The following is a 14,740-nucleotide window of genomic DNA, read 5'->3' on the forward strand; positions in this document are numbered from 1 at the left end:
GGGCCCGGCGGCGGGACCGGCGCCCGGGCGGGAGGGCGGGTGCGCGTGCCCCTGCGGCGGCCCCGGTTGTCGGTGCCCGCCAGTAGGGTGGGCGGCATGGCAGACCCCTCCAGCTACCGCCCCAAGCCGGGACAGATCCCCGACTCGCCAGGGGTCTACAAGTTCCGCGACGCGCACCGCCGGGTGATCTACGTCGGCAAGGCGAAGAGTCTGCGGCAGCGGCTGGCGAACTACTTCCAGGACCTGGCGGGTCTGCATCCGCGCACCCGCACGATGGTCACGACCGCGGCCTCGGTGGAGTGGACCGTCGTCTCCACGGAGGTGGAGGCCCTTCAGCTGGAGTACTCCTGGATCAAGGAGTTCGACCCCCGCTTCAACGTCAAGTACCGGGACGACAAGAGCTACCCGTACCTCGCGGTGACCATGAACGAGGAGTTCCCGAGGGTCCAGGTGATGCGCGGCGCCAAGAGGAAGGGCGTGCGCCACTTCGGTCCGTACGCGCACGCGTGGGCGATCCGCGAGACGGTCGACCTGATGCTCCGGGTCTTCCCCGTGCGCACCTGCTCCGCCGGGGTCTTCAAGAACGCGGAGCGCACCGGCAGGCCCTGTCTGCTGGGCTACATCGGCAAGTGTTCCGCGCCCTGCGTCGGCAGGACCGGCGCCGCGGAGCACCGCGAACTGGCCGAGGAGTTCTGCGACTTCATGGCCGGCCGCACCGGCACCTACATCCGCCGCCTGGAGAAGGAGATGACGGCGGCGGCCGAGGAGATGGAGTACGAGCGGGCCGCCCGCCTGCGGGACGACATAGAGGCCCTGAAGCGCGCCATGGAGAAGAACGCGGTGGTGCTTGCCGACGCCACCGACGCGGATCTGATCGCGGTCGCCGAGGACGAGCTGGAGGCCGCCGTCCAGATCTTCCACGTCCGCGGCGGGCGCGTGCGCGGTCAGCGCGGCTGGGTCACCGACAAGGTCGAGGCCGTCGACACGTCCGGCCTCGTCGAGCACGCGCTGCAGCAGCTGTACGGGGAGGAGAGCGGTGACGCCGTCCCCAAGGAGGTCCTCGTCCCGGCCCTGCCCGAGGACCTCGCCGCGGTCACCCAGTGGCTGGGCGACCGCCGGGGTTCGGCCGTTTCGCTGCGCATCCCCCAGCGCGGCGACAAGAAGGACCTGATGGAGACGGTCGGGCGCAACGCCCAGCAGGCCCTCGTCCTGCACAAGACCAAGCGCGCCAGCGATCTGACGACCCGCTCCCGGGCCCTGGAGGAGATCGCCGAGGCGCTCGGCCTGGACTCCGCGCCGCTGCGTATCGAGTGCTTCGACATCTCTCACCTCCACGGGGAGGACGTGGTCGCGTCCATGGTCGTGTTCGAGGACGGGCTGCCCCGGAAGAGCGAGTACCGGCGCTTCCAGATCAAGGGTCGTGTCGGAGACACGCAGATCTGGCACGGCGAGGGCCAGGACGACGTCCGCTCGATGCACGAGGTGATCAGCCGGCGCTTCCGGCGCTATCTCGCGGAGCGGGAGAGGACCGGCGAGTGGGCGGTCCCGGAGGACGGCGAGGCCCTGGCGGGCGGCGAGGTGCCGTCGGCCGCGGTGGACGACGGCAGACCCAGGAGGTTCGCCTATCCGCCGCAGCTGGTGCTCGTCGACGGCGGGCAGCAGCAGGTCGCGGCGGCCCAGCGGGCCCTGGACGAGCTGGGGATCGACGACGTCGCCGTCGCCGGCATCGCCAAGCGCATGGAGGAGGTGTGGCTGCCGGGGGAGGACGACCCGGTCGTGCTGCCCCGCTCCAGTGAGGGGCTGTACCTCATCCAACGGGTGCGTGACACCGCTCACGACTTCGCGATCCGCTACCAGCGGTCCAAGCGCACCAAGCGGCTGCGGACCGGTCCGCTGGACTCCGTGCCGGGTCTCGGCGAGACCCGCAAACAGGCACTGATCAAGCACTTCGGCTCGGTGAAGCGGCTGCGGCAGGCGACGATCGAGCAGATCTGCGAGGTCCCGGGCTTCGGCAGGAAGACCGCGGAGTCCGTGGCCGTCGCCCTGGCGCAGGCCGCTCCGCCCGCCCCGGCGGTGAACACGGCGACAGGCGAGATCATGGAAGAGGACCTCGGGGCAGCAGCGACGGAAGGAATCGGGGGAACCACGGAATGACCGAGCGGAACAGACAGGAACACGGAGCAGGAGACGTGAGTACGGGCACGACCGAGGCCGGGCAGGCCGCAGAGGCGGCCATCCCCGAGCTGGTGATCATCTCCGGAATGTCGGGCGCCGGCCGCAGCACCGCGGCGAAGTGCCTGGAGGACCTCGGCTGGTTCGTCGTGGACAACCTGCCGCCCGCGCTGATCCCCACCATGGTGGAGCTCGGCGCACGCTCCCAGGGCAACGTGGCGCGGATCGCCGTCGTCGTGGACGTCCGCGGCCGGCGGTTCTTCGACAACCTCCGCGAGTCCCTCGCGGACCTCGACGCCAAGCAGGTCACCCGCCGGATCGTCTTCCTGGAGTCGTCCGACGAGGTCCTGGTGCGCCGTTTCGAGTCCGTGCGCCGCCCGCACCCGCTGCAGGGCGACGGCCGGATCGTCGACGGCATCGCCGCCGAGAGGGACCTGCTGCGGGAGCTGCGCGGCGACGCCGACCTCGTGATCGACACCTCCAGCCTCAACGTCCACGAGCTGCGCGCCAAGATGGACGCCCAGTTCGCGGGCGACGAGGAGCCGGAGCTGCGGGCCACCGTGATGTCGTTCGGGTACAAGTACGGCCTGCCCGTCGACGCCGACCTCGTGGTGGACTGCCGCTTCCTGCCGAATCCGCACTGGGTTCCGGAGCTGCGCCCCTTCACCGGGCTGAACGAGGAGGTGTCGGGCTATGTGTTCAACCAGCCAGGGGCCAAGGAGTTCCTCAACCAGTACACCGGGCTGCTGCAGCTGATCGCCGCGGGCTACCGCCGCGAGGGCAAGCGGTACGTGACGATCGCCGTGGGCTGCACGGGCGGCAAGCACCGCTCCGTCGCCATGTCCGAGAAGCTCGCAGCCCGGCTCGGTTCCGAGGGGATCGAGACCGTCGTCGTCCACCGGGACATGGGGCGCGAGTGACCGCACGCAATCTCCGGCTGCGCCGGCTGCGGGGCAGTGACGCGCTCCGCACCGGCCGCAGACGCGGGACCCAGCCCAAGGTCGTCGCCCTCGGCGGCGGCATGGGCCTCTCCGCGTCCCTCGCGGCGCTGCGCCGCATCACGGGCGACCTCACCGCCGTCGTCACCGTCGCGGACGACGGGGGCTCCAGCGGGCGGCTCCGCAAGGAGCTCGGGGTGCTGCCGCCCGGCGATCTCCGCAAGGCGCTCGCGGCGCTGTGCGGCGACGACGACTGGGGCCAGACCTGGTCCCGGGTCATCCAGCACCGCTTCCAGTCCCAGGGCGAGCTGCACGAACACGCGGTCGGCAATCTGCTGATCGTCGCGCTGTGGGAGCAGCTCGGCGACCATGTGCAGGCCCTGGACCTGGTCGGCAGGCTGCTCGGCGCCCACGGCCGGGTGCTGCCCATGTCCGCCGTGCCGCTGGAACTCCAGGCGCTGGTCAAGGGGCACGATCCGGCGCGGCCCGACGAGGTGGGCACGGTGCGCGGCCAGGCGACGGTGGCGCTGACGCGGGGCGAGGTGCAGTCCGTGCACCTGGTGCCGAACGATCCGCCGGCCGTCCCGGAGGCCGTCGAGGCCGTGCTGGACGCCGACTGGGTGGTCCTCGGCCCCGGCTCCTGGTTCTCCTCGGTCATCCCGCACCTGCTCGTGCCCGAGCTGCTGGACGCGCTCGTCGAGACCAAGGCCAGGCGTGTTCTGTCGCTCAATCTCGCCCCGCAGCCCGGGGAAACGGAGGGCTTCTCTCCGCAGCGTCATTTGGAGGTTTTGGGGCGACACGCCCCTAAACTCGCCCTGGACGTGGTGCTGGCCGACGAGGCCGCCGTGCCCGACCGCGAGTCCCTCGCCGACGCGGCGAAGCGGCTCGGTGCCGCGGTCGAGCTGGCGCCCGTGGCGAGACCCGACGGGGCTCCGAAGCACGACCCGGAGCTGTTGGCCGCCGCGTACGACCGTATTTTTCGGATGCATGGAAGGATCGGCCCATGGCGATGACGGCAGCGGTGAAGGACGAGATCTCCCGGCTCCCCGTCACCCGGACCTGCTGCAGAAAGGCGGAGGTCTCGGCGATCCTGCGGTTCGCGGGCGGGCTGCACCTGGTCAGCGGCCGCATCGTGATCGAGGCGGAGCTGGACACGGGCATCGCGGCACGCAGGCTCCGCAAGGACATCCTGGAGATCTTCGGGCACTCCTCGGATCTCGTGGTGATGGCTCCCGGCGGGCTGCGGCGCGGCTCGCGCTACGTGGTGCGCGTCGTGGCGGGCGGTGACCAGCTTGCCCGCCAGACCGGGCTGGTCGACGGCCGGGGCCGCCCCATCCGCGGGCTGCCGCCCCAGGTCGTCTCGGGCGCCACGTGCGACGCGGAGGCCGCCTGGCGCGGTGCCTTCCTCGCACACGGCTCGCTGACCGAACCCGGCCGTTCGTCCTCGCTCGAGGTGACGTGCCCCGGCCCCGAGGCCGCGCTGGCGCTGGTCGGTGCCGCGCGCCGGCTCTCCATCGCCGCGAAGGCCCGTGAGGTGCGCGGAGTGGACCGGGTCGTGGTGCGCGACGGCGACGCCATCGGCGCGCTGCTGACCCGGCTCGGCGCGCACGAGTCGGTCCTGGCCTGGGAGGAGCGGCGGATGCGCCGTGAGGTCCGGGCCACCGCCAATCGGCTGGCCAACTTCGACGACGCCAATCTGCGCCGCTCGGCCCGGGCCGCGGTCGCCGCCGGCGCACGGGTGCAGCGCGCTCTGGAGATCCTCGGCGAGGAGGTCCCCGAGCACCTCGCGGCGGCGGGCCGGCTGCGCATGGAGCACAAGCAGGCGTCGCTGGAGGAGCTGGGTGCGCTGGCGGACCCGCCGCTGACGAAGGACGCGGTCGCGGGCCGTATCCGCAGGCTGCTGGCGATGGCGGACAAGCGCGCCCAGGACCTCGGGATCCCGGGTACGGAGTCCAATCTGACGGAGGAGATGGCCGACGGCCTGGTGGGCTGAGCCCGCCCGGGGCGCGCCCGCCTCTCCGAGTGGCCGCCTCCCGAGGCCGCGCGCACGGACACCCCGTGGCCGAGGCCGCGTCCCGGGTCGGCTCGCTCTCGGGTTGGGGCTCGCCGGGCCGCGCTCGCGACGATGCGTTTGTGGGGTGTGTTCCGCGTACGCGTTTCCCGCGGCTCCGTGGGCGAGGCCGCTCTTGCCGGGTTTCCGTCCGCCGGGGTGGTCCTGCGCGTGTCCTTCCGGTACGAGGTCGTCTCGGGCCGGGTTCGCCGGGCCGCGATCGCCGAGACCCCCTCCGCGGGTCCCGCGTTGCGCTGCCCCACCCCGCGAGCCGTGCCCCGAACGCACGCGCCCCACAGAGCCAACTGACGGATCCGTTCCACGGTCCCACCAGGGCGTCTTGCGAAAGTCCCTCCCGCCCTGAGGGCGGGCGGAGGCACCTTCCCGACCCGCCCGGGCGCAGGCCGTCCCGCGTCCGCCCGTGGACGTCACGGCCCGTCGGGCCGTCCGCGGCCGGACGGCGGACGTGCTCCTCCGCACCCGTCACGCTCCGCGCGCGGCGCGCTCATCCGCCTCAACGCCCAGTGTGCCAAGGCCACTTGGCCGTCCAGAGCATCTTGACATGATCATGAACTGTCATGAGCCTGGCATCTGTTTTCTTTCGCGACAGACGAAAGCAAGGGGGGCCAATGAGACGAAGAGCGAGATCGATCCTCGCCGCGACCTCACTCCTGATGGCCGGTCTGGCCGCCGCGCCGCTCGCCCGGGCGGACACCGGCGCCGACGCCGCCGGACTATCCGTGTGGCAGGCGGAAGTCACCAGGGAACAGGTGCCACTGCTCCTCCAGGCGGGCGCCGACGGTCATGAACTGACCGAGCAGGTACCGGCCAAGGGCACCGCCACGGTCGAGGTGTTCCTCACCGAGGCCCAGGCGGGAGCGCTCCGCGACAAGGGCGTGAGCCTCACCGAGCACACCGTGTCCGGCGCGGCGAAGAAGCGCGTCGCCGCCGCCGGGGACGGTGTCTTCCGGCCGTACGGCGGGGAGGGCGGCCTCCAGGAGGAGATCCTCGCCGTCGCCGCCGCCAACCCGTCGATCACCAAGGTCGTCAGCATCGGCAGGACCGTGCAGGGCAAGGACATCCTCGCCCTCAAGCTGACCAAGGGCGCCAAGAAGCACCGGGACGGCGCCAAGCCGTCCACCCTCTACATGTCCAACCAGCACGCCCGCGAGTGGATCACGCCCGAGATGACCCGGCGGCTGCTCCACCACTACGTGGACGGCTACGGCAAGGACCGGCGCCTCACCCGGATCGTGGACCGCACCGAGCTGTGGTTCCTGCTGTCCGCCAATCCGGACGGCTACGACTTCACCCACGCCTCCGACAGCAACCGCCTCTGGCGCAAGAACCTGCGCGACAACAACGGCGACGGCAGGATCACCACCGGCGACGGTGTCGACCTGAACCGCAACTTCGCCTACAAGTGGGGCTACGACAACGAGGGTTCGTCCCCCAACGCCGCCAGTGAGACCTACCGCGGCCCCGGCCCCTCCTCCGAGCCCGAGACCGTCGCGCTGGACCGCTTCCAGAAGCGCATCGGCTTCGAGTACGGCATCAACTACCACTCCGCCGCCGAACTGATCCTGTACGGCGTGGGCTGGCAGGTCGCCACCCCCACGCCGGACGACGTGCTCTACAAGGCGCTGGCGGGCACCCCGGACAACCCGGCCGTGCCCGGCTACCACCCCCAGGTCTCCTCCGAGCTCTACACCACCAACGGCGAGGCCGACGGCCACGCGGCCAACGTCAACGGGACGATGATGTTCACCCCGGAGATGACGACCTGCCAGACCGCCTCCGCCGTCGACCCGAACGACCGGTGGCGGCCCGAGGACTGCCGTTCCGGGTTCAACTTCCCCGACGACGAGAAGCTGATCCAGGCGGAGTTCGCGAAGAACGTCGAGTTCGCGCTGTCCGTCGCCGAGACCGCCGTCCACCCCGACCAGCCGTCGTCGGCGGTCGGTCTGGAGGCCCCCGACTTCACCGTCGACCCGTTCACGACCTCCTACTCGCGCGGCGGCGACCAGGAAGTGTCCGTCATCGCCCGCAAGTCCCTGCGGGACAAGGAACTCAAGTACCGCGTCAACGGCGGTCGCACCCACGACATGGCGCTCCGGCCGTGGCGGGGCGGGGAGACCTACGGCGGCGAGGACAACATCCGCTTCGACCAGTACCGGGCCAAGGTCAAGGACGGGGACGTCGGCGACCGGGTCGAGGTCTGGTTCACCGGCGAGACCAGAAGCGGAAAGCGCGTCTCCAGCGAGCACTTCACCTACACCGTCGCGGTCCGGCCCAGAGCGGACACCGTGGTGGTGGCGGAGGAGGGTGCGCCTGCCCAGCACGCCCGGGCGTACGTCGACGCGCTCCGGGCCAACGGCCGCAAGGCCGTCGTGTGGGACGTCGCCACCCAGGGCGCCCCGCACCCGCTCGGAGTCCTCGGCCACTTCGCCACCGCCGTCCACTACACCGGCGCGCAGGCGCCCGGCGGACCCACCCAGCTCGCCCTTCGCGACTTCCTCAACGAGGGCGGCAAGCTGATCGAGGCCGGGGAGCTGGCCGGCGGCAACGCCCAGGTCGGCAGGGCCGTGACCAACGACTTCAGCCAGTACTGGCTGGGGGCGTACGGCCGCGCCTCGGCGCCCGGTGCCACCGGGTTCGCCGGAGCGGGAAGACTCACCGGATCCGGCGGGCCGCTGTCCGGTGCCACCGGCAACCCGCTGAACGCGCCGGGGGCGTACACGGTCACCTCCGACACGCTGCCGGTCGCGCGGTTCCCGCAGTTCGCGAGCGCCCAGGCGGGCCGCTTCGACGGGGTGACCAACCCCTACGCCCCGTACGCGGGCTCGTCGATGGCCTCCGCGACCCATGAGGACAACGACTGGAAGCGGCTCACCCGGACCGTCGACCTCACCGGGGTCACCGCGGCCGACGCGCCGCGGCTGAAGCTCGCGCTCAACTGGAACACCGAGCCGGGCTACGACCACGCGGTCCTGGAGGCCCACACCGTGGGCGCCGAGGACTGGACGACGCTCCCGGACGAGGGCGGGCTCAGCGGTACCGCGGTACCGGAGGAGTGCGAGGCCGGGTACTTCCTGGGCGGGCATCCCTTCCTGCGGCACTACCTCACCCTGGGCTCCGGCGGCTGCACCGCGTCCGGCTCCAGCGGCACCTGGAACAGCTTCACCGGCTCCTCCGCCGGCTGGAAGCAGGTCTCCTTCGACCTGAGCGCCTACGCCGGCAAGCGCGTGGAGCTCTCACTCGCCTACGTCACCGACCCGGGCAGCGGCGGCCGCGGTGTGTTCGCCGACGACGCCGCCCTGGTCGTCGGCGGGGCGGAGAGGGAGAGCGAGGGCTTCGAGACCTCGCTCGGTCCGTGGACGACGCCGGGGGCGCCGGAGGGCAGCCCCGCGCTCGGTGGTGACTGGGCGCGCACAGGTGAGCTGTTCGTCTCGTACGCGGCCGTCACCACCCGCGACACGGTTCTGCTGGGCTTCGGCCTGGAACACGTCACCGCGCCCGCGGACCGCGACGCACTGGTCCGGAAGGCGCTCGCCGCGCTCCGTCGCTGACACTGCGTAGTCGCCGAAAAGCGCCGGTGGTCCGTACTTGTCGGTAGGTACGGGCCACCGGTTTTCGGCTCGATCCGGGGGCGTGCTCGATGCCACTCCGGCTGCCCCGGGGAGGTAGGGTCGTAAGCGGTCGGGGACATCCCATATCAGCTCGCCGGCGTCGAAACCGGCGTACCACTGAGGAGATCGGTTCGTGACGATCCGCGTAGGCATCAACGGCTTTGGCCGCATCGGTCGTAATTACTTCCGCGCGCTGCTGGAGCAGGGTGCAGACATCGAGATCGTGGCTGTCAACGACCTGGGTGACACCGCGACCACCGCTCACCTGCTGAAGTACGACACCATCCTCGGCCGTCTGAAGGCCGAGGTCAGCCACACCGCAGACACCATCACCGTCGACGGGCACACCATCAAGGTGCTCTCCGAGCGCAACCCGGCCGACATCCCCTGGGGCGAGTTCGGCGTCGACATCGTCATCGAGTCCACCGGTATCTTCACGAAGAAGGCGGACGCCGAGAAGCACATCGCCGGCGGCGCCAAGAAGGTCCTCATCTCGGCTCCGGCCACCGACGAGGACATCACCATCGTGATGGGCGTGAACCAGGACAAGTACGACCCCGCGCAGCACAACGTCATCTCCAACGCCTCGTGCACCACCAACTGCGTGGCCCCGATGGCCAAGGTCCTCGACGAGAACTTCGGCATCGTCAAGGGCATGATGACGACGGTCCACGCGTACACCAACGACCAGCGCATCCTCGACTTCCCGCACAAGGACCTGCGCCGCGCCCGCGCCGCCGCGGAGAACATCATCCCGACCTCGACGGGTGCCGCGAAGGCCACCGCCCTGGTCCTCCCGCAGCTCAAGGGCAAGCTGGACGGCATCGCCATGCGCGTCCCGGTCCCCACCGGCTCCGTCACCGACCTCGTCCTGGAGCTGGACCGCGAGGTCACCAGGGACGAGATCAACTCCGCCTTCCAGAAGGCCTCCGAGGGCCAGCTGAAGGGCGTCCTGGAGTACACCGAGGACCCGATCGTCTCCTCGGACATCGTGAACTGGCCGGCCTCCTGCACCTTCGACTCGAAGCTGACCATGGTCCAGGGCAAGCAGGTCAAGGTCGTCGGCTGGTACGACAACGAGTGGGGCTACTCCAACCGCCTCGTCGACCTCACGGTCTTCGTCGGCAACCAGCTCTGATCGCCTGCCGGCGACGGTAAGCACCCCGATGTGAGCGGAGCAGGGCTCGGGCAGCGCAACGGCGCGCTGCGCGGGCCCTGTGGCGTGTCCCCGACCTCTCCTAGGAGCCAACAAAGCATGAAGACGATCGACGAACTCCTCGCCGAAGGCGTCTCCGGCAAGCGGGTCTTCGTCCGCGCCGACCTGAACGTGCCCCTCGACGGCACCACGATCACCGACGACGGCCGTATCCGTGCCGTGCTGCCGACCGTGAAGGCCCTGGCCGGCGCGGGCGCCCGGGTCGTCGTCGCCTCGCACCTCGGCCGTCCGAAGGGTGCCCCGGACCCGGCCTTCTCGCTCGCCCCGGCCGCCGCGCGGCTCGGTGAACTGCTCGGCGCCGAGGTGGCGTTCGCCACCGACACGGTCGGCGAGTCCGCCCGTGCGACCGTGGCCGGTCTCGGCGACGGCGGCGTCGCCGTCCTGGAGAACCTGCGCTTCAACCCCGGGGAGACGTCCAAGGACGACGCCGAGCGCGGCGCCTTCGCCGACGAGCTCGCCTCCCTCGCCGACGTCTACGTCGGCGACGGCTTCGGCGCCGTTCACCGGGGGCACGCCTCGGTGTACGACCTCCCGGCCCGGCTGCCGCACGCGGCCGGGTACCTCATCGCCGCCGAGGTCTCGGTGCTGAAGAAGCTCACCGAGGACGTCAAGCGGCCGTACGTGGTCGTCCTCGGCGGCGCCAAGGTCTCCGACAAGCTCGCCGTGATCGACTCGCTGCTGGCCAAGGCCGACCGCCTGCTGATCGGCGGCGGCATGGCCTACACCTTCCTCAAGGCGCAGGGCCACGAGGTCGGCGTCTCCCTCCTCCAGGAGGACCAGGTCCCGGTGGTGAAGGAGTACATGGAGCGTGCCGAGAGGAACGGCGTGGAGCTGGTGCTGCCGGTCGACGTCCTCGCCTCCACCGAGTTCCCCGACCTCAAGACCAAGGCGCCCGCCGAGTACATCGCGGTGGACGCCGACCGGATCCCCGCCGACAAGGAGGGGCTGGACATCGGCCCGAAGACGCGCGAGCTGTACGCGTCCAAGATCGCCGACGCCGCCACGGTGTTCTGGAACGGCCCGCTGGGCGTCTTCGAGCACCCGGACTACGCCGGCGGCACCCGTGCCATCGCCCAGGCGCTCGTGGACGGCAAGGCGTTCACCGTCGTCGGCGGTGGCGACTCGGCCGCCGCGGTCCGCACGCTGGGCTTCGACGAAAACGCATTCGGCCACATCTCGACCGGTGGCGGCGCGAGCCTCGAGTACCTCGAGGGCAAGACGCTTCCCGGACTCGCCGCACTGGAGGACTGAACACCACATGAGCACCCGCACCCCGCTGATGGCGGGCAACTGGAAGATGAACCTCAACCACCTCGAGGCCATCGCCCACGTCCAGAAGCTCGCCTTCGCCCTGACCGACAAGGACTACGACGCCGTGGACGTCGCGGTCCTGCCCCCCTTCACCGATCTGCGCTCCGTGCAGACCCTGGTGGACGGAGACAAGCTGAAGATCACGTACGGCGCCCAGGACCTCTCGGCGCACGACTCCGGCGCGTACACCGGTGAGATCTCCGGCACGATGCTCGCCAAGCTGAAGTGCGCCTACGTGGTCGTCGGTCACTCCGAGCGACGCCAGTACCACGCCGAGTCCGACGCGCTCTGCAACGCCAAGGTGAAGGCCGCGTTCCGGCACGGTCTGACCCCGATCCTCTGCGTCGGCGAGGGCCTGGACGTCCGCAAGGCCGGCCAGCAGGTCCAGTACACGCTGAACCAGATCGACGGCGGACTGAAGGACATCACGGCCGAGCAGGCCCAGACCCTGGTGATCGCCTACGAGCCCGTCTGGGCCATCGGCACCGGTGAGGTCGCCACCCCGGAGGACGCCCAGGAGGTCTGCGGGGCGATCCGCGGCCGGCTCGCGGAGCTGTACGGCCAGGAGGTGGCCGCCAAGATCCGCATCCAGTACGGCGGCTCGGTGAAGTCGAACAACGTCGCGGCGATCATGGCTCAGCCCGACGTCGACGGAGCCCTGGTCGGCGGCGCGTCCCTCGACGTGGACGAGTTCGTCAAGATCGTGCGCTTCCGGGACCAGTGAACGGGCGGTAGCGCTGCCCGCCCTCCTCGTCACCTGCGGTGAGGAGGGTCCGGCCCGCGGCGAGGGTCGTGGAAATGGGTAACCTCGTCGTACGCTTGCGGGGGCCGAGGCTTGTGGGCTCGGCCCCCGTTCTCCTGATCAGTTGTTCAGTCTGATTCGTTCGTCCGAGGAAGTTGGTCCAGCCGTGGTTATGGGGTTCTCGATCGCCCTGATCGTCTTCAGCCTGCTGCTGATGCTGCTGGTGCTGATGCACAAGGGGAAGGGCGGCGGCCTCTCCGACATGTTCGGTGGCGGCATGCAGTCGTCCGTCGGCGGCTCCTCGGTCGCCGAGCGCAACCTGGACCGCATCACGATCGTGGTCGGCCTGATGTGGTTCGCGTGCATTGTCGTACTTGCTCTGTTGATGAAGCTGGGCGGCTGACCGCAAAGGGCGTCCCGGAGGTGGGGGTGTAACTCCAATCACTGGACGAGCGTTGGGCCTTACGTAGACTGGGGCATCTTCGAGCACCATCACGCAGGGAGTTACGACCGTGGCAAGTGGCAACGCGATCCGGGGAAGCCGGGTCGGGGCGGGGCCGATGGGGGAGGCGGAGCGGGGCGAGTCCGCACCGCGTCTCCGCATCTCCTTCTGGTGCTCGAACGGGCACGAGACGCAGCCGAGCTTCGCCAGCGACGCACAGGTTCCGGACAGCTGGGACTGCCCGCGCTGCGGGTTCCCGGCCGGCCAGGACCGGGACAACCCACCGGACCCGCCGCGTACCGAGCCGTACAAGACGCATCTGGCGTATGTGCGCGAGCGGCGCAGCGACGCGGACGGTGAGGCGATCCTCGCCGAGGCGCTCGCCAAGCTCCGAGGTGAGATCTGAGCAGCTGACGCCGGGCCCGGCCGGCGGTGGGATCCCAGGATCCCGCCGCCGGCCGGGCCCGATGCGTTCCGCCCGCACGCCGTTGCGTCGCGCCGGCCGCCCTCACGATCAATTAGGTTGGTGGGGCAGCGGGGACGCAGTCAGGTACGAGAAGAAGTGGGCTGAAGATGAACGCAATCCGGCTCAACCGGAGGCCCGAATGGGCTGCTCTGACCAAGCACCGTGAGCAGATGGCGGACACGCATCTACGGGAGCTGTTCGCCGCGGATCCCGAGCGCGGCAGCCGGTACACCCTGAGGGCCGGCGATCTGCACCTCGACTACTCCAAGCAGCGGGTGACCGACGAGACGCTGGCACTGCTGCGCGACCTCGCCGCCGCCACCGGGGTCACGGAGCTGCGGGACGCCATGTTCCGCGGTGAGAAGATCAACATCACGGAGGACCGGGCGGTCCTGCACATCGCGCTCCGCGCCCCCCGGGACGCGGTCATCGAGGTCGACGGCGAGAACGTGGTGCCCGCCGTGCACGCCGTGCTCGACAAGATGAGCGACTTCTCCGGGCAGATCCGTTCGGGCCGCTGGACCGGTCACACCGGGAAGCCCATCAGGAACGTCGTCAACATCGGTATCGGCGGCTCCGACCTCGGCCCCGCGATGGCCTACGAGGCGCTGCGCGCCTACACCGCACGGGACCTGACGTTCCGTTTCGTCTCGAACGTGGACGGGGCCGACATCCACGAGGCGGTCCGCGACCTCGACCCCGCGGAGACGCTGTTCGTCATCGCCTCCAAGACGTTCACCACCGTCGAGACCATCACCAACGCCACCACCGCCCGCGATTGGCTCCTGACCGGCCTCGGCGCGGGCCAGGAGGCCGTGGCCAAGCACTTCGTCGCGCTGTCCACCAACGCGGAGAAGGTCGCCGACTTCGGCATCGACACCGCGAACATGTTCGAGTTCTGGGACTGGGTCGGCGGCCGCTACTCGTACGACTCGGCGATCGGGCTCTCGCTGATGATCGCCATCGGTCCGGAGCGCTTCCGCGAGATGCTGGACGGATTCCACCTCGTCGACGAGCACTTCCGCACGGCGCCGCCGGAGGAGAACGCGCCGATGCTGATGGGCCTTCTCGGCATCTGGTACGACGACTTCTTCGACGCCCAGTCGCACGCGGTCCTGCCGTACTCGCACTACCTGAGCAAGTTCACCGCGTATCTGCAGCAGTTGGACATGGAGTCGAACGGCAAGTCCGTCGACCGCGAGGGCGAGCACGTCGAGTGGCAGACGGGACCCGTCGTCTGGGGCACGCCGGGCACCAACGGGCAGCACGCGTACTACCAGTTGATCCACCAGGGAACCAAGCTCGTGCCGGCCGACTTCATCGGCTTCGCCGACCCCGTCGACGAGCTGCCCGCCGGACCGGCGGGTCACCACGACCTGCTGATGGCGAACTTCTTCGCCCAGACCCAGGCGCTGGCCTTCGGCAAGACCCCGGAGGAGGTGCGTGCGGAGGGCGTGCCCGAGGAACTGGTGGCGCACAAGACGTTCCGCGGCAACCACCCGACCACGACGATCCTCGCCGGCAGGCTGACGCCCTCCGTCCTCGGCCAGCTCGTCGCACTCTACGAGCACAAGGTGTTCGTCCAGGGCGCCGTCTGGAACATCGACTCCTTCGACCAGTGGGGCGTCGAGCTCGGCAAGGTCCTGGCCAAGCGCCTGGAGCCGGTGCTCACCGAGGGCCGCGGGGGCGAGGACCTCGACAGCTCCACCGCCGCGCTGGTGTCCACGTACCGCACTCTGCGCGGCCGGAGCCCGCTGGGCGGCGGGGCGTAGGA

Annotated in this window: 11 protein-coding genes; all 11 read left to right on the forward strand. The window is 70.5% G+C overall.

Going from position 1 to position 14,740, the window contains the following annotated elements; genetic code table 11:
- Positions 1-96: 96 nt before the first annotated feature.
- The 11 genes from uvrC to pgi all read left to right on the forward strand — a co-directional run bounded on the left by uvrC (position 97) and on the right by pgi (position 14,738).
- Complete coding sequence (gene uvrC / locus O7595_RS26160; RefSeq protein ID WP_269731060.1) at positions 97-2,154, forward strand: excinuclease ABC subunit UvrC; 2,058 nt, start codon at positions 97-99, stop codon at positions 2,152-2,154.
- On the forward strand, positions 2,151-3,092 hold the full coding sequence (rapZ, locus tag O7595_RS26165; protein WP_269731061.1) for an RNase adapter RapZ: 942 nt from the start codon (positions 2,151-2,153) through the stop codon (positions 3,090-3,092). Before uvrC ends, rapZ begins: the two co-directional genes overlap by 4 nt.
- On the forward strand, positions 3,089-4,123 hold the full coding sequence (locus O7595_RS26170) for a gluconeogenesis factor YvcK family protein (protein ID WP_269731062.1): 1,035 nt from the start codon (positions 3,089-3,091) through the stop codon (positions 4,121-4,123). Before rapZ ends, O7595_RS26170 begins: the two co-directional genes overlap by 4 nt.
- Positions 4,114-5,103, forward strand: a complete 990-nt coding sequence (gene whiA, locus O7595_RS26175; RefSeq protein ID WP_093653140.1) for a DNA-binding protein WhiA — start codon at positions 4,114-4,116, stop codon at positions 5,101-5,103. The genes O7595_RS26170 and whiA overlap by 10 nt, the downstream gene beginning before the upstream one ends.
- Before the next feature lie 686 nt (positions 5,104-5,789).
- Entirely contained in the window at positions 5,790-8,729 is a 2,940-nt protein-coding gene (locus O7595_RS26180; RefSeq protein ID WP_269731063.1) for a M14 family metallopeptidase, read from the forward strand.
- Between the two features lie 193 nt (positions 8,730-8,922).
- Positions 8,923-9,927, forward strand: coding sequence for a type I glyceraldehyde-3-phosphate dehydrogenase (gene gap / locus O7595_RS26185; protein ID WP_269731064.1), 1,005 nt, complete (start codon positions 8,923-8,925; stop codon positions 9,925-9,927).
- Positions 9,928-10,044: 117 nt separating this feature from the next.
- On the forward strand, positions 10,045-11,256 hold the full coding sequence (locus O7595_RS26190) for a phosphoglycerate kinase (protein WP_269731065.1): 1,212 nt from the start codon (positions 10,045-10,047) through the stop codon (positions 11,254-11,256).
- Positions 11,257-11,263: 7 nt separating this feature from the next.
- Complete coding sequence (gene tpiA / locus O7595_RS26195) at positions 11,264-12,040, forward strand: triose-phosphate isomerase (RefSeq protein WP_269731066.1); 777 nt, start codon at positions 11,264-11,266, stop codon at positions 12,038-12,040.
- A 184-nt stretch (positions 12,041-12,224) separates the two neighbouring features.
- Complete coding sequence (gene secG / locus O7595_RS26200; RefSeq protein WP_170813917.1) at positions 12,225-12,461, forward strand: preprotein translocase subunit SecG; 237 nt, start codon at positions 12,225-12,227, stop codon at positions 12,459-12,461.
- Positions 12,462-12,570: 109 nt separating this feature from the next.
- Positions 12,571-12,906, forward strand: a complete 336-nt coding sequence (locus O7595_RS26205) for an RNA polymerase-binding protein RbpA (RefSeq protein ID WP_078503510.1) — start codon at positions 12,571-12,573, stop codon at positions 12,904-12,906.
- 167 nt (positions 12,907-13,073) lie between these two features.
- Positions 13,074-14,738, forward strand: coding sequence for a glucose-6-phosphate isomerase (gene pgi, locus O7595_RS26210; RefSeq protein ID WP_269731067.1), 1,665 nt, complete (start codon positions 13,074-13,076; stop codon positions 14,736-14,738).
- The last annotated feature ends 2 nt before the right edge of the window (positions 14,739-14,740 follow it).

It is taken from the genome of Streptomyces sp. WMMC940 (genome assembly GCF_027460265.1).
Taxonomy (GTDB): Bacteria; Actinomycetota; Actinomycetes; order Streptomycetales; family Streptomycetaceae; genus Streptomyces.